A 15,944-nucleotide genomic window follows, 5' to 3' on the forward strand; every position below is an offset into this window, starting at 1 on the left:
CGGTTTGAACCGCTGATGAGACGGTCTACTTCCCGGCAGCGGGCTTCCCGGCATGTGAGACTGCTTCGCGGTACAGGCTGATGGTCGACGTCACCATATTCTCAAGGTGAAAATGCTCGAGAACCCGCTGGCGTGCGGCATTGCCGAGTTCACGGGCCTTCTCCGGATTGTCCAGGAGAAACCGCATGCGTTCCGCCAGTGCGTGGTCATCCGAAGGGGGAACGAGCAATCCGGTTGCCCCTTCTCCCACGACGCTGAAGACGCCCCCCGACTCTGTTGCGATCACGGGAAGTCCGCGTCCCATCGCCTCCAGCATGATCGATCCCAGACCCTGCTTCAATGCTGGCAGGACAAACACATCCATCGCCCGCAAGGCAGCGTCGAAATCCAGCAGATTGGGGAGGATCGAAACAGCGTGAGCCACTCCCAGCTCCGAAGCCATCCGCCTGAGTGTCCGTTCTTCCGGTCCCGAGCCGGCAATCAGGAACAGCGTCTGCGGGTGTGTCTTCAGAACTTCCGCAGCCGCCTTCAGAAAGTGCTTGAGGCCTTTCCCGGCCTCCAGCGGACCGGCAGTGCCGATCACCGGTGAACGGTCTGCTTCCAGAATTTTCTGCAACTCTGATTCGGCGGGGGGCAGCACACCGGTCGGAATCACAATCACCTGGTCTTCCTGCAGCTGCGTCTTCGACAGAAGTTCCGACCGTACGGACTCACTGACCGCGATCACCCGGTAGCACCAGTCGCGATCGACGACGAAACGTTCCCGGTCTCGCAGATAATCGTGCACTGTGACGATATAAGGACGCTTCAACTGCCGGGCCAGCCAGCTGCCGGCGGGATGCAGGCTGCGATGCTGAATATCGATCAGGTCCGGGGGAGAGGTCCGCAAATCGGCCGCCAGGTAACGACGGGCCAGGGCACCAATCAGCGGATGAGTCAGATGCCTTGGATTGCGGACTTCCGCCTTCTTCAAGGACTGATAGGTCCCCTTGAGCGGTTCGGTCGTCACCAGCTTGATGGTGACGCGTTGCCCGAGTAGCCGATCCGCGAGAGCCATCGCGCGGTTGGAACTGCCACGCAGCTGCATGGGTCCCAGCAGGAGCAGAACTTCCAATCGATCGAAGGAATCGGGCTGCATGAAACGACTGGATTTTCAGATCTGATGAGAGTGTCGGGGGGAGGGACCTGTCGGCTGGAACCGGATCTGATGAGCGACTGTGGCCAGCCACGCCCGGTGAAACTATTGAGAATTTCGGCGAAGAGCTCGGGGTTTCGACAGAATTTCGCTCAAGAGGATGGCATCCCGCATTCCATGCCGCGATTTGATGAGTTGTCCCAATTTTGCCGCCGGTGTCTCCGATTTTGCAGTCGTCGCTGCGATTCCGGATTCGCCAAACGAGGTCGTCGAGATCGCCTGGAATGATCCCAGATGGGCGGTGACATTGGTGCCGATCTGAGGTGCGAGATCCTTGGAGACAGCACTTGAAATGCGGCTGTCTTTGGGACTGCCGACAGAACGCGACGTCTCCGCGGGAAACGTTGTCGGCGCCTTCCGATTCGTGATTTGCCCTCCCGGTCGGGACGAGCCACTGGCCGGGGCTGGCTTGGGAGCCTCTGCTTTGCGTGAAGGTGCCGGCTGTTTCCGGGGAGCGGGAGGAACCGGCGGCTCAGGAGCGGATTTGCCGATCTGCTCTTCCCAGATTTCCCGCTGGGTCCGGCGACGCTGCTGCGTCGGAGGGGGTCGGCGGGTCGGTGCGTTCCGGGGCCGCTCAATCACTTCCACGCCGTCGGAGCTGAGTCGCTCATCGCGAGAAGGATTGGGGGGACTCACTTCACGAGCCTGATTCAAAAACTTGTCGATCTCGCTCTGAACGGATTTCTGGCCGGGGGCTGGGCGGCCCTGCGGCGGGCGGCGCTGCTGAGGTGCACCTGCCTTGCTCTGGTTGATCAGGTTGCCAACCCATCCCGCAAACGCAATCAACATGAATACCGCCGCGATGACGGACTGGAGGTCTGCCAGAATCCAGGGGAATTGTGGAAGAAACATGGCGTATGTGCCATTCTTTTGATCTGGAGAACTCTTTGGATCAACTACCGCTTGGCATTGGGAGAGACCTCGTCACCCACTCCTGCAATGGCAGCCCGCATGCTGGTATCCGCCTGCACGTTCTTCAATTCATAATAGTCCAGCAGTCCCAGCTTGCGGTTGCGGAACGACGCCGAGATGGCGAGCGGAACTTCCGCTTCTGACAGCACCACCCGTGCCCGGTTTTCTGTCGTGCGGGCGACCATTTCCTGCTCTCTGGCGGCTGCAGCTGCCCGACGCTGTTCTGCTCGAGCCTGAGCCACGCGGACATCCGCCTCAGCCTGATCCGCCTGCAAACGTGCTCCGATGTTGTCGCCGACATCGATATCCGCGATGTCAATCGAAACGATCTCGAACGCCGTTTCCGCTTCCAGCCCCTGGTTGAGCACCGTCTGCGAGATTCGATCCGGATTTTCCAGCACGATCTTATAAGACGGTGTGGAACCAATGGCCTGGACGATCCCCTGACCGACACGGGCGATCACGGTTTCTTCCGTCGCTCCCCCGATCAGCTGCTTGAGATTGGTGCGGACGGTCACGCGGGCACGAGCTTTCAGCTGAATCCCGTCTCCCGCCACGGCATCCAGGGTCCCTGCACTTTTCCGGGGATCAGGACAGTCAATCACCTTGGGATAAACACTCGTACGGACAGCGTCCAGCACATCCCGGCCAGCCAGGTCAATTGCCTGAGCGACTTGCCAGTCCAGATCGATGCCGGCGCGATGGGCCGCCACCAGTGCCCGAATGACGTTCGGAACATTTCCACCCGCCATGTAGTGAGCCTGAAGTGCTCGATTGGTGACGTTGTACTGGTCGGTCAGTCCCGATTGCACCGCCATGATCTTGCAGCGGACGATCACCGCGGGATTCACTTTCTTCACCGACATCAGGAACAGGTCGATCAGACCAATTCCCGTGCGTGTCATCTTGCACTGAATCCAGAGCCCGAAGTACCGGGCAAAGACCGCCATCGCGACGAGAATGGCAATCACGCCCACCATCATGATGATGATCCAGAAACCATTAGGACTGTTCATCGTTCCGCCGTGTCACAGGGGGTGTTGTCAGAGTTTCGTTGAAATTCTCAACGTGCGATGTCATTTGTACTTGCGCAGATTTTTGAAGTCAAGGTTGGGAAGGGTCTTTCGGCCGTCAGCTTCCAGCAGACAGAAGTTCCAAGGCCAGCGGGAGACATCATTTCCCACACCTGACTGCCCTTCACTGTCCGTTGCAAACTCTGCCGCGAAAAACGTCTCGATCCACTGGCGGGATTCTGATATTTTCCCGGCCTCCCTTCGCTGCGAAAAGAATTTCGTCGTGAAAGCGGTCTTCGTAAACAGTGGCTCTGCAGGCAAGGATGCCCCATGTCCGTGTTTCATCAGACTTCGAATCGTCCCTGCGGTCTGAGCGTTTTCACCCTCGCCGTGGCACTGTGGAATCTCGTCGGAATTTCAGACCTGCCGACAGCGCAGGCCGATGACGCTGGCAAGGTGCTGCTTCGATACAGGTTTCAGCCGGAACAGACCGTCCGCTACGACGTCTCTCTCAAAGACGACTACAAAATTCAGGTCGGAAACGACAAGGACGAGCCGTATTCGCATCAGAAATCGGTGAAAAACTATGTCGTCAAGACAGTTGAGCCGGACGGGACAGCGATCCTTGAATTGACAATCGAGTCGGTCGATCTGGAAATTTTCCAGAATGGGGAAACCTTCAAATTCAACAGCGCCGAAGACACCGACACACAAGGCCAGCCTGTTTTTGAAGCGATGGGATCATTGGTGGGCAGACCGCACCTGCAGCTCAAGATGTCCAGTCGCGGGGAGGTCTCAGCTTTTGTCCCGCTCGTGCCGGGAGATCAAGTCCCTGACAACCCTGGCCAGGTCGCTTTCGATGTACTGCTCAGGCTTCCTGAGGAGCCGATTGCCGTTGGCGGAATCTGGAAAGAGGATTTCGAGGTTCACCTCCCAATTCCGGAATCGAAGCTACGCAAGACAGTGAAAATGCAGCGGCACTACACGTTGAAATCGCTGGAAAACTCAATGGCGACCATCGAGCTCCAGACGAAAATCCTGACGATTCTCGATGATCCCACCCACCAGATGCAGCTGCTCCGAAGAACCCCTCGCGGAACGATCGTGATCGATCTGGAGCGAGGCCTGCTCGTCAGCAAGGAATTCAGGCAGGACAATGAAGTGTCCGGCTTCGAAATGGGGCCGTCTTTCATGGGATTCAAACAGCACTCCATTGAGAAGCTGCATGAACACCAGACTGCAGAGGGTCCCAAGAGTGCCGAACGCTGAGAGATCGCGGCGGATTGCGGCCTCAGCGGGAATGATGCGGTCCTCCAGCATGAGAACCGTCAAAAAAGCCATTTCCTGAGCAATCGATGCAATCGGATTCAGGCGATGCAATCGGATTCAGGCGATGCAATCGGATTCAGGAATCAAGTGCCCAAGACAGGGGTCGAACCTGCAAGGAGTATTACCTCCACTAGGCCCTCAACCTAGCGCGTCTGCCAATTTCGCCACTTGGGCAGTGGTTCGCTCACTTTAACCCGACGAGCGTGAGTCGGCAACCGAACGAATGACAATTTCGCGGAGCGATTTTCTGTCGTCGCTGCGCCCCGTTACATCCGTCCCAGACGGTGTTTCTGGTGAACTCGCGGGATCTGGACCTGTGACTTCTGCCTGCGTCAGGACTTCGACGTCCCGACTTTGACTCCGATTCCTGAATAGACGAACCCCAGCTGCTCCATACGTTTCAGATCGTAGATGTTTCGCCCATCGAAAATGACCGGCTTGACCATCTTATGAAGAAGGTAGTCGAAATCCGGATTCCGGTATTCATTCCACTCCGTGACGATGGCAAGAGCCTCCGCACCGTCGAGCGTGTCGTACTGATGCTGGTGATAGTGCAGGTCGCTGCCGAAAATTTTGCGGACGTTGTCCATCGCTACTGGATCGTGAACGTGAATCTCAGCTCCAGCCTGCAACAAAGCACGAATCAGTTCGAGCGACGGAGCTTCGCGGATGTCATCGGTACGGGGTTTGAAAGCAAGCCCCCAGATGGCGATCTTCCGCCCCCGCAAATTGCCATCAAAATGATTGTGTAACTTGCTGAACAGAACAGACTTCTGGCGATAATTGACATTCTCAACCGCTTCGAGCAGAGACGCCGTGAAGTCGTGCTTGCGGGCTGTTGCTGTGAGTGCTTTCACGTCCTTGGGGAAGCAGGATCCACCGTAGCCGACCCCCGGGAACAGGAACTGAAAGCCGATTCTCTGATCGTGGCCGATCCCGCGTCGAACATCGTTAATGTCGGCATGAACGAGTTCACACAGGTTCGCCATCTCGTTGATAAAACTGATCTTCGTGGCGAGCATGCAGTTGGCCACGTATTTGGTCATCTCCGCACTCTCCAGCCCCATGACCAGGAAGGGATTCTCAGTCCGGAGGAACGGCTGGTAGAGTTCTTTGAGTACCTCCGCGACTTCCGGCTTTGTCACGCCAACCACGACGCGGTCCGGCTTCAGGAAGTCTTCAATTGCACAGCCTTCCTTCAGGAATTCCGGATTTGATGCAATGTTCACATCGCGGCCGGTCAATTCGTCCAGGCGGCGTTTCAATGCGCGGTTAGTGCCGACCGGGACCGTGCTCTTCACGATCACGATGGCTTCCGGAGAGAGTTTGCGAGCAACGGACTCGGCGGCCTTGAATACGTAGCTGAGGTCGGCGGATCCGTCTTCACCCTCGGGTGTTCCCACAGCGATAAAGACACAGTCTGCGTGTGGAACGGATTCATCGCCGTTCGTGGAGAATCGCAGTCGGCGCGCCAGCACGTTCCTGCGAACCATGTCTTCCAGACCCGGCTCATAGATGGGGATTTCTCCCTGAGTCAGCCGTTCCACTTTCTTCGCATCAATATCGATGCAGACGACATCGTTTCCACTGTCCGCCAGACAGGTGCCAGTGACGAGTCCGACGTACCCTGTTCCGATGATAACAATATTCATGTGTTCACGCTAAAAATGGCCGATTCAGTCAGTCGTAGCGGCGCTTCTCGGGGGACTTACATGTCAGATTGGAGAGCAGCTTTGCGGATCCGCTTCCCGCAGGTTCGCGGATGTCGGGGGTTTTATCAATTGAAAACGGTGCGCCCATCTGCCGGATTCATTCAGAATCTAGCGATGGGACGAACTCTAAATAGCTCCACATCTTTTCCGGAGTGTCGTTTCCGATTGGTGTAGGAACAAAAACAGGCTTGGTCTACGTTGGGGAGGTGTACCAGCACTTCCCTTTCGAGGAGCCAAGCCATGGATGGCAGTATCCAGCTCACAGCTCAGGAACGCAAGATGCTTTTGCAGGCGTATCGCTCTGGAGCCGATCTCTCCACTTCTCGACGGGCTCATCTTGTTCTGCTCCGGGCCCAAGGCCTGACCTGGCAGCAGATCAAAACCGTGCTGTTTTGCAGCTTCGACCTGATTTCGACCACGTTGAAATTGTTCACGCAAGGGGGAGTCGCTGCTGTTCTGCAACAACCGTCTCCGCAGTGTTCCTTTCCCGTCTGGATGACACAGGTCCTGCGCTGGGTGTCGCAACACACGCCCCGTGACTTTGGATATTTTCGCTCCCGGTGGTCGTGCGAGACGCTCGCCCACCTGCTGGCGTTTGAAACCGGACTGCGGCTCAGCGGAGAAACGATCCGCCGGGGACTGCATCGGCTGGGCTTGGTCTGGCGTCGACCTCGTCCGGTGGTCGGCCCGGTTGATCCTGAACACGCTGAGAAATTTCAGGCAATCCAACACCTTCTGAAGAACCTTTCCCTCAACGAAGTCGCCGTCTTTCAGGATGAAGTCGACCTGAACCTGAACCCGAAGATCGGCAGCATGTGGATGAAGAAAGGTCAGCAGGCGGAGGTGGTCACGCCGGGGAACAACAGGAAGTGTCATGTGGCAGGCTCACTGATCTGGGGGACGGGAACACTGCTGGTGAGTCGTCCCCGCTGGCGACGAAACACGGTCCAGTTCCTGGATCATCTGGACGACCTGCGTTTCCGACTCAGGGGCTTCCGGAAGATCCATGTCATCTGTGACAACGCCAAATTTCATGACTCGAAAGCGGTGAAAGCCTATCTGCAGAAATGGAGTCACCGGATCGAAGTCCACTTTCTTCCCAAGTATGCTCCTCAGACGAATCCCATTGAACGAGTCTGGTGGCACCTGCACGAGACGATCACGAGAAACCACAAATGCCAGACTTTGGAAGAGCTCATCGACCAGGCGTATGAATGGTTCGAGGTGAATAATAATCACTACCTCGACATGCGACACTCCTTCGCCAAAGCCGCTTAAAACTCACTCCGAGGACGTGGAGGTCCTATTTAGAAAGATCATTTCAGTCCGCTGCAGCGATTTCCAGCACAATCTCGAAGAAATTGAGTCCTTTCAATCCACTGTCGCGGTTCTCGACTCTTCCTCTTACACTGCGAATCTCGCAGCTGCGTTATTCTGGACGCCAAACTTCCTGACGGAGCGAAATGAAATGAGCCACTTCAGTCCAGCCTACAGCATCACGATCCGCCTCAAATACAAGGACGTCCCTGGAGCATTGGGAAAGATGACTTCCGCAATTGGAGATGCGGGGGGATCAATCGGCGCGGTGGATATTGTCGACAGTCGAGACGGAGTCATCACCCGTGACTTCTCCGTGCAGGCGACCGATGTTGCTCACGGTGAGAGAATCGCATCTGCGGTCAACTCGCTCAAAGATGTGGATGTCGTCAACGTTTCCGACCGCACGTTTCTGATGCATCTGGGAGGGAAGATCGAAGTGACGTCCCGGGTCCCTCTCAAGACACGGGACGACCTGTCGATGGCGTACACACCGGGAGTCGCCCGCATCTGCAAGGCGATCGCCGACGATCCGGACGCGTCATTCAATCTCACGATTCGCCGCAATACGGTTGCTGTTGTCAGTGACGGTACGGCTGTCCTCGGACTGGGAAATATCGGCCCCCGCGCTGCCATGCCCGTGATGGAAGGGAAAGCCCTCCTCTTCAAGGAATTCGGAAAAGTCGATGCCTTTCCGATCTGCCTGGAAACACAGGACGTCGAAGAGATCATCAAAGTGGTGAAGGCGATCGCGCCGACTTTTGGCGGAATCAATCTCGAGGATATTTCTTCTCCCCGGTGCGTGGAAATCGAAGATCGCCTGAGCGCCGAGCTGGAGATCCCGGTGTTCCATGATGATCAGCACGGGACCGCGGTCGTGGTGCTGGCAGCGTTGAAGAACTCGCTAAAGGTCGTCGGAAAATCGATCGACCAGATTCGCGTGGTGATCAACGGAGCGGGAGCAGCGGGTGTCGCCATTGCCAAGTTGCTCCTGTCTGTCGGCGTCAGCTCGATGATTGTCTGTGACACAGGCGGGGCCATTCATAAGGGCCGGCAGGACAAAATGAATTCTCTGAAGGTCTGGCTGGCGGACCACACCAATCACGAACAGATGCAGGGGACGCTCTCGGATGTCATCGTCGGCGCGGACGTGTTCATCGGGGTCTCGGTCGCGGGGGCATTGAAAAAAGAAGATGTGCAGAAAATGGCGAAGGACGCCATCGTCTTCGCATTGGCCAATCCCGACCCGGAAATCACTCCGGAAGATGCAGGTGATGCAGTCCGCGTGATGGCAACAGGACGTTCGGACTATCCCAACCAGATCAACAACGTGCTCTGCTTCCCCGGCCTGTTCCGGGGACTTCTGGATGTCAGAGCCCGCGACGTCAACGAAGAGATCAAGGTCGCGGCTGCAGACGCCATCGCCGGAATCATCACGGATTCGGAACTGCACGAAGATTATGTGGTTCCCAGCGTCTTCGACCGCCGTGTTGCCACCGCAGTGGCGGAGACTGTCGCGCGGGTGGCTGTGGAAACCGGAGTCGCCCGAAAGGGACTTCCGCCGAAACAATAGCGGACGCCGACACGTTCGACCGCGTCCAACGGCTCCAATCGGCAAGACCGTTGCTCGGGCAGATTTTAACCCGAGCCCGGTCTTGCCGAGGGCCGGATGGTTGTGGGTCCGGTCGCGTCGAAATATGCTGGTTTCGGGGACGACTCTTTGAAACAGAAACTGTTTCGCAGATTGATCAGAGGGAGTTTGAAGAATGACAGAATCTTCATCCAAAGGCGACAAACCACAAATCGAGATCCACACGGACGAAGACTGGAAGTCGCGTGTCAAAGCGGAAGACGCCAAGCTCGATGCGGAATTAAAAGGGGAAGCGACCTCAGAAACGGCTGACGAACTCGCGGAAGCCGACGATGACGACTCGCCGAATCCGGCACAGCTCCCCGCAGCTTCGCTCCTGACTTTGTTCCAGATGCTCTCGACACAGTCCATCGTGGCGCTGGGGCTGATCCCCGGCCTCAACGGGAAGACGACAGTTCAGATCCCCCTGGCAAAGCACTTCATCGATCTGCTCAGCGTGCTGGAAACGAAATGCAAAGGGAACCTCACCGCGGAAGAGCAACGATTTCTCGACGGAACGCTGCATGAACTTCGCATGGCCTATGTCGGCGTGTCCAAGCAGTCGAAGAGCTGACGCTACGGAACCGAGTCTCCGGCTACGTCGGGGCGGGTGGTCAATCGAACATCCCCCCGGCAGTCGAACCCCATGAAAGCACGCTCCGCTTGTCTGAGTCCGCACCTGATCACTGGCTGTTGTTGGCGGGACCGGCGAACTGGTTTCGTCTTCGGCATCCTCCTCGCTGGCAGGCGGATGAACGGGAAGGATCCTTCGCACTCCGCCCCCCGGAAACCGATGCCCTGATCGCCATCAACACGATCTGGGTGAAAGACACCGGGTCCGGAGTCTTTCCCAGCCTTCAGGACATCGTGAACCAGTTCCCCCGGGTTCGTCATGTCAGAAGCTCTCAAGAGACTCAGATTGAAGATGTCAGCGACTGCATGGAGGGAGAAGCGGTCCTGGATGCGGGTGAGTCGTGGTGGGGCCGCATCTTCAAAGGAGAACGCTGGCGGGCCTGGAAGATCTGGGCCTTTCGGCGTCCACATCTGATGGTCGTCGTGACCCTGCTGCACGCGGAAGTGCGAGATCCTGAACTGGAATCGATGACCCGGTTGATGCTCCGCTGCCTCGAACTTCCCGAGGAGCCTGCGGACCCTCCCGAAGTGTTTGCCGAGCGTGCCCTGTCACTCGCCCGCAGCAAGTTCCCGCTTTTGAAAGTGGAGCTAGTCGAGGAATTTCAACTTCAGATTGAAACCTCTCGTCTGAACCTGACCAACTTCTATCGGTCCTACCTGCGCGATCCGAACCGCTTTGAGCAGGTACTCCTCCCCGCCATGACAACGGCTGTGCAGGTTCAAGGCTGGGGCGAACAGGAAACCGCGCCGCCGCTGGAAATCGTCCGTGACCGCCTGATGCCGATGTTGTACCCGGAAGAAGTGTGGCGAGAGAAATACCCGGACATCGTGGGAGAGCCCTGGGTCGCAGGCCTGGTGATCGTGTACGTCGTTGATGAATCCAACTCTTATTGGTACGTCCGACGTGATCTGATCGCCAACTGGGGCCTGACGTCGGGCGATCTGAACGAGATCGCCATCGACAATCTGCAGAGTTATTTCGAGCGGAATCCCATGGAAATGGCAGTGGCGGCTTCGGAACAGGGGTTTCCGTCGATGCTGATGCCCGGGAAGCCTGACACGTATAATACTGCCAGACTGCTGTGCCATTCGTTTCTCTCGCAGTTGCGGGAAGTGGCAGAAGGAGATCTTGTCATCGGAGTTCCGGGGCGTGATTTCTTTGTCGCTGTCACGACAAAACTTCCTGAAATGGTGGAACGGGTCCGGCACCGCGTTCTGCAGGATTTCAAGCAGACAGATCATCCGCTCACCAGCCGCATGCTCCTGATGACCGCGGATGGAGTTTCAGAACTGATCGACGACCATGGCCACTGAAGACCTGATCGAGGATCTCGCAGGGCTCGATTGCAGCCTGACGCTCACCGGAACGGGAACCAGCATGGGGGTTCCTATGATCGCCTGTGACTGCGCGGTCTGCACGTCCAACGACTCCCGCGACAACCGGCTGCGTTCAGGGGTGTATGTCCGAAACGGAGATTCGGGGTTTCTGATCGACACCGGCCCCGAATTGCGGCAGCAGATGGTGCGGACACGGGTCAAAACGATCTCAGGCGTTGTCTACACCCATGCCCACGCCGATCACATCATGGGGCTCGATGACCTGCGCATCTTCTGCTTTCGACAGAAGCAGTCCATTCCTCTGTTTTGCGAAGAACGTGTTGAACTCGCGCTGCGGAAGACGTTCGCCTACGTCTTCGAAGAAGGAGAAACGCTGCATTCCCGACCGCAGCTCAATTTTCGCAGAATCTCCGAAGAGCCGTTCGAACTGTGCGGCCTCCCGGTTCAGCCCATCCGACTGATGCATGGTCATCTCCCGGTGTTCGGGTATCGCATCCGGGACGTCGCGTTCTGCACGGATGTCAGCGAGATCCCTGAATCGAGCTGGAAGCATCTGGAGAACCTGCGGGTTCTCATTCTCGGAGCGATTCGTGATGAACCTCACCCGACGCACTTCACCGTCGGGCAGGCGCTGGAAGTGGTCGATCGATGCGGGCCCCTGCAGACGTATCTGACTCACATTTCGCATTCGCTTCCTCATGAAGCGACGAACGCCCGTCTCCCCAAACACGTCCAACTGGCCCACGACGGACTGACGATCAGCCTGGAGTAAACGTCGCCAGACACTGCAGGCAAGCTACAGGCCCAGTGTTTCGTGAACTCCCATTTCACTGACGGCTGCGCACGCGGAGGCGGCCACCTGAGACGCGTGAGCCAGTGTCTTCTGCGGAATGAAATCCAAAGTCAGTGTCGATTCACTGGGTGCCGGTGGCTGAGATCGTCCCAGCAGCAGCCGCTTGAGCGTCCGGCGGATTGATTGCGGCAGACAGAGCCGTACCAGCTGTCGCCAGGCAGGCATGTTCGTATGGTCCCGCTGCAGCGCCTCCAGCAGGTGGTGAAACGCGTCTCCACGCTGACCGGCAGAAAGGAGTTCCGTTCCCAGCCACCCGTGGGCTTCCGAAAGAACAGCATTCAATTGTTTTTTCGTCAGTGGAAGATCCTTGCCGACCGCTTTGACTTCGTCGGTGATTGTCCGCAGAAACGCTTCCGCCAGACTGATCTGGAATCGGCGGTGAGTCAGCTGGTCCTCAGCCCCGATGCGGTACAGCGTTGTGGATTCATCCAGCAGTGCCACAGATCCGAGTCGGCACGTCCGAAGATGAAACCCAAAATCCTCCCCCGCCCGCCGATAGCTTTCATCGAACAGCCCCGCGGCCATCGCCCAGCTTTTCCGAAGCAGGACCGTCGAAGTATGAACGAGGTTCCCTCGCAGCATCTGCGGATAGATCTCTCCGTACCCCACCGTCAGTTCCCGCTGCGCGAGTTCCGCAGCCTGTGGGGTTTCCAGGCAGACTGATTTTTGAAACAGGGGCCCGCTCAATTTCTGGTAAGAGCCGTACATACGGCGGAGGTACCGGTCGTGCAGTTGCATCCCCTGTTCGTTGATGGTCGCCATGTCGGTCCAGATCATGCCGACTTCGGGTAGCGATTTCAGGGCTGCCACCTGAGCTTCGAGCTTCCACGGAAGCCACGCATCGTCGGAATCGAGTAAAGCGATCAGCTCGCCGCGAGCTGCCCGGATCCCGACGTTTCGCGCGGAAGAAACTCCGCCGTTCGGCTTGCAGATGTACTTGATCCGCTCATCCTGCTCCTGCATGCGGGCCATGAGTTCTGAAGTGGAGTCGGTCGAGCCGTCATCAACGACGATGACTTCGAAATCGCGGTATGTCTGCGCAAGGACACTCTGCAGGCACTGAGGGAGATGCCGCTCGCGATTGTAGGTCGGGATGATGACGGAAATGTGAGGAGTCGCGCAAGCCATTGAGCGTCGTCCAAGGGAGTTTTTGATTGTCTGAGCAGACTCATCCGAAATTGCGTTCAGACTGCCTGCATGGATGACAGAATTCGCATTTCGACAGACGGATGACAATGGGAACTCAGTGTGATTTTTGCAAAAAAACCAATGTTTGAGAGGCAAAATGAAACTGCTTCGAAACGCTGCGTTGCATTTGGGAATCAAACCCTACAAACCTGTAAGAAAGCGTGGATTCGCGGAATCGTTACGGACTTTTGCGACAGACGCTGAAGGAGCCAGACCCGGAGAATTCCGAGAGCTGAGAGCTGAGAGCTGAGAGCTGAGAGCTGAGAGCTGAGAGCTGAGAGCTGGGTGTCCCTCGACTTCCCGTTCTCCGATCCCGTAGAGTTCTCACTTCAACACCTGCCGATGTCAGAAACGGCAATTGATCCCCTCTTGAGGTACCGTCATGAGACACGCTCGACGCTTGCTGGCTGGCTTTTTGATTCTCGGGTTGGCAGGCACCGCCTGGGCGCAGCATCCCACCGAGTTGACAGCCGACTCAAAACCGCAGGCCGATGTCCCGAAGGGCGACGTTCTCGGGCCCTTCGAATGGAAGAGCAAAATCTTCCCTGGAACTGTCCGCAATTACTGGCTGTACGTTCCTCAGCAATACGACGCCGCCAAGCCAGCTTGCGTTTTCGTAGTCCAGGATGGACTAGGTCGGGCCAACGCCTGGCATCTCCCCGTCGTGCTGGACAACCTGATTCACCAAAAAGAGATTCCGGTTCAGATTGGAATCTTCATCGATCCCGGAGTCGTGCCGGCTGCCAACGACAAAGCCTTGCCACGTTTCAATCGCAGCTACGAATACGATGCACTGGGGGATCGTTATGCCCGGTTTTTACTCGAAGAGATCCTGCCCGAGGTGTCGAAGAAGTACAACCTGAGCACGGACGGCAATGACCGAGCGATCACCGGGGCGAGCTCCGGAGCGATCTGTGCATTCAACGTTGCGTGGGAGCGACCGGAAGAGTTTCACCGGGTGATCAGCTCGATTGGAACGTTTGTCGGACTGCGGGGAGCGGATGAATTTCCTACGTTGATCCGGAAGTACGAAGGAAAACCGATTCGGGTCTTTCTCGAAGACGGAACCAACGACCTCAACATTTATGCCGGGGACTGGTTCAACGCCAACGAGGGAATGCTGTCGGCGTTGAAGTTCTCCAACTACGACGTCAAACATGCCTGGGGCGAAGGGGGGCATGATGCCAAGCTCAGCAGCATCATCATACCCGATGCACTCCGGTTCATCTGGCACGATTACCCGGAACCGGTCGCTGTGCGTCCTCAGCCGAACGCCTCCATCAAGCTGCAGATCCCCGGTGAAGACTGGCAGGTCGTCAGCAGCGGACACAAGTTCACCGAAGGACCGGCCGTGAACGAAGCGGGAGAAGTTTTCTTCAGCGATATCCCCAACGGCACGATTCACAAGATCGCGCTGGATGGGACCGTGTCGGTCTTCGCCGAGAACTCTCCGCGGATCAACGGTCTGATGTTCGGCCCCGACGGAAAGCTGTACGGCTGTGAAACCGGCAGCAAGCAGATTGTTCGTTTCGCAGCGGATGGGACGAAGGAAACTGTGGTCGAAGATGTGCAGGGCAACGATCTCGTCCTGCTGGCGGACGGTTCCGGCTATTTTACAGAGCCTTCAAACAAACAGATCTGGAGGTTCACCGCCGACGGCCAGAAGAAGGTCGTGGATACCGGGATCGACGTTCCGAACGGGATCATCGTTTCCCCCGACCAGACGCTCCTGACCGTTGCGGATTCAGCAGGACGATTCACGTATTCCTTCCAGATTCAGCCGGATGGTGATCTGGCGTTCAAGCAGACCTACGGGTGGCTGCACCTGCCGGATCAGGCAACTCGCAGCGGCGCGGACGGCATGGCGGTCGACGCCGCCGGCAATCTCTATGTGTGTACACCAATCGGCTTGCAGGTGCTGGATCAGCCGGGTCGCGTCAATGTCATTCTGAACAAACCCCAGCCGGGACCGCTGGCGAATGTGGTCTTCGGCGGACCGGAGCTGGATACGCTCTTCGTGACTGCGGGGGACAAAGTCTTCAAGCGGAAAGTGAACGCCAAAGGAGTGCTCCCGTTCAAAGCTCCTGTCACGCCACCCAAGCCGCGATTGTAAGTGGAGTGCAGTGCGGTGAATTTGAGAGTTAATGGAGTCACTTCTCTTCAAGTTGCGGCTAAACAGGGGGGTGATCGGCTGGTCCCGTTTCAGAAAATTTCGTAGGATCAGAGAACCGCAGTGTGTCGCGGGGCGGTCGACTCCCGATTCGCGGGAGCTGCCGATTCACCTGGGTGAGACGGGCGTTCAGAAGGACCTCAACAAATGCAGACGACAATGCTGGACCGACGGGTCACCTGGCTGGTGGCGGGGACGTTGCTGGGAATGGCGATCGCCTACTATTGCCCGAGTGAACCGGCGTATGCTGAAACCGCTGCCATGGGCGACAAATTCGCCATGTGCACCTGTAACACCATTGCTCTGAACAGCGAAGCAGTCTTCGTACTGGACATGGTCACCGGTCGATTGATCGGCGCGGGATACAGTACAACGGCCGGCGGCATCATCCACAGCTGGGCCCGCAATCTGGCTGCCGACTTCAAAACCGGGACCAAAGCCCAGTATGTGATGGTTTCCGGACAGGCCAACCTGCAGCAAGCCGGAGCATCCGTCGGCGCTCAGCCGGCCAGCGGAGTGATCTACGTCGGCGAACTGACCTCCGGACTCGTCAACATGTACGGCTTCTATTATCCCCAGGCGAACGTGAAACTGCCGACCCAGGAACTCGTCCCGATCGGCTCGTTCCCGTGGCGTCAGTCGATCAACTAAAAC

13 protein-coding genes and 1 tRNA gene are annotated in these 15,944 nt (G+C 57.3%); 8 read left to right on the plus strand and 6 right to left on the minus strand.

Annotated elements, in window-relative coordinates; translation table 11 throughout:
- Positions 1–25: 25 nt before the first annotated feature.
- The 3 genes from SH661x_RS16090 to floA form a co-directional block, all read right to left on the minus strand.
- Positions 26–1,138 (minus strand): glycosyltransferase family 4 protein, encoded by a 1,113-nt coding sequence (locus SH661x_RS16090; RefSeq protein ID WP_437223435.1) that lies wholly within the window; start codon positions 1,136–1,138, stop codon positions 26–28.
- Between the two features lie 102 nt (positions 1,139–1,240).
- Entirely contained in the window at positions 1,241–2,047 is an 807-nt protein-coding gene (locus tag SH661x_RS16095) for a hypothetical protein (protein WP_437223438.1), read from the minus strand.
- Between the two features lie 44 nt (positions 2,048–2,091).
- Positions 2,092–3,123 carry a flotillin-like protein FloA gene (floA, locus tag SH661x_RS16100; protein ID WP_437223441.1) on the minus strand — a complete coding sequence of 344 codons (1,032 nt, stop codon included), beginning with the start codon at positions 3,121–3,123 and terminating at the stop codon, positions 2,092–2,094.
- 327 nt (positions 3,124–3,450) lie between these two features.
- Here floA and SH661x_RS16105 point away from each other — a divergent pair, with 327 nt between their 5' ends.
- The gene (locus SH661x_RS16105; protein ID WP_437223444.1) at positions 3,451–4,389 is read left to right on the plus strand and encodes a hypothetical protein; all 939 of its coding nucleotides are present in this window, start codon (positions 3,451–3,453) and stop codon (positions 4,387–4,389) included.
- 148 nt (positions 4,390–4,537) lie between these two features.
- Here the strand turns inward: SH661x_RS16105 and SH661x_RS16110 are convergent.
- Positions 4,538–4,623, minus strand: a tRNA-Leu gene (locus tag SH661x_RS16110).
- A gap of 158 nt (positions 4,624–4,781) precedes the next feature.
- Entirely contained in the window at positions 4,782–6,101 is a 1,320-nt protein-coding gene (locus SH661x_RS16115; RefSeq protein ID WP_437223447.1) for a UDP-glucose dehydrogenase family protein, read from the minus strand.
- 300 nt (positions 6,102–6,401) lie between these two features.
- Between SH661x_RS16115 and SH661x_RS16120 the strand changes: the two genes are divergently transcribed.
- The 5 genes from SH661x_RS16120 to SH661x_RS16140 all read left to right on the plus strand — a co-directional run bounded on the left by SH661x_RS16120 (position 6,402) and on the right by SH661x_RS16140 (position 11,851).
- Positions 6,402–7,439: an IS630 family transposase gene (locus tag SH661x_RS16120; protein ID WP_437223450.1), complete on the plus strand. Its 1,038-nt coding sequence runs from the start codon at positions 6,402–6,404 to the stop codon at positions 7,437–7,439.
- Positions 7,440–7,629: 190 nt separating this feature from the next.
- Positions 7,630–9,051, plus strand: coding sequence for an NAD-dependent malic enzyme (locus SH661x_RS16125; RefSeq protein ID WP_437223453.1), 1,422 nt, complete (start codon positions 7,630–7,632; stop codon positions 9,049–9,051).
- A 193-nt stretch (positions 9,052–9,244) separates the two neighbouring features.
- A complete protein-coding gene (locus SH661x_RS16130) occupies positions 9,245–9,682 on the plus strand; it encodes a DUF1844 domain-containing protein (RefSeq protein ID WP_437223456.1) in 438 nt (145 codons plus the stop codon).
- Positions 9,683–9,771: 89 nt separating this feature from the next.
- Positions 9,772–11,055: a DUF1444 family protein gene (locus SH661x_RS16135; RefSeq protein ID WP_437223459.1), complete on the plus strand. Its 1,284-nt coding sequence runs from the start codon at positions 9,772–9,774 to the stop codon at positions 11,053–11,055.
- Complete coding sequence (locus tag SH661x_RS16140; protein ID WP_437223462.1) at positions 11,045–11,851, plus strand: MBL fold metallo-hydrolase; 807 nt, start codon at positions 11,045–11,047, stop codon at positions 11,849–11,851. The genes SH661x_RS16135 and SH661x_RS16140 overlap by 11 nt, the downstream gene beginning before the upstream one ends.
- Positions 11,852–11,875: 24 nt before the next feature.
- Here SH661x_RS16140 and SH661x_RS16145 read toward each other — a convergent pair whose 3' ends face one another.
- A complete protein-coding gene (locus SH661x_RS16145) occupies positions 11,876–13,060 on the minus strand; it encodes a glycosyltransferase family 2 protein (protein ID WP_437223464.1) in 1,185 nt (394 codons plus the stop codon).
- Positions 13,061–13,502: 442 nt separating this feature from the next.
- Between SH661x_RS16145 and SH661x_RS16150 the strand changes: the two genes are divergently transcribed.
- Positions 13,503–15,233: an SMP-30/gluconolactonase/LRE family protein gene (locus SH661x_RS16150; protein ID WP_437223467.1), complete on the plus strand. Its 1,731-nt coding sequence runs from the start codon at positions 13,503–13,505 to the stop codon at positions 15,231–15,233.
- 204 nt (positions 15,234–15,437) lie between these two features.
- Complete coding sequence (locus SH661x_RS16155; protein ID WP_437223470.1) at positions 15,438–15,941, plus strand: hypothetical protein; 504 nt, start codon at positions 15,438–15,440, stop codon at positions 15,939–15,941.
- Positions 15,942–15,944: the final 3 nt, after the last annotated feature.

Origin of the sequence: Planctomicrobium stercoris (assembly GCF_051465655.1) — a bacterium.
GTDB lineage: Bacteria > Planctomycetota > Planctomycetia > Planctomycetales > Planctomycetaceae > Planctomicrobium.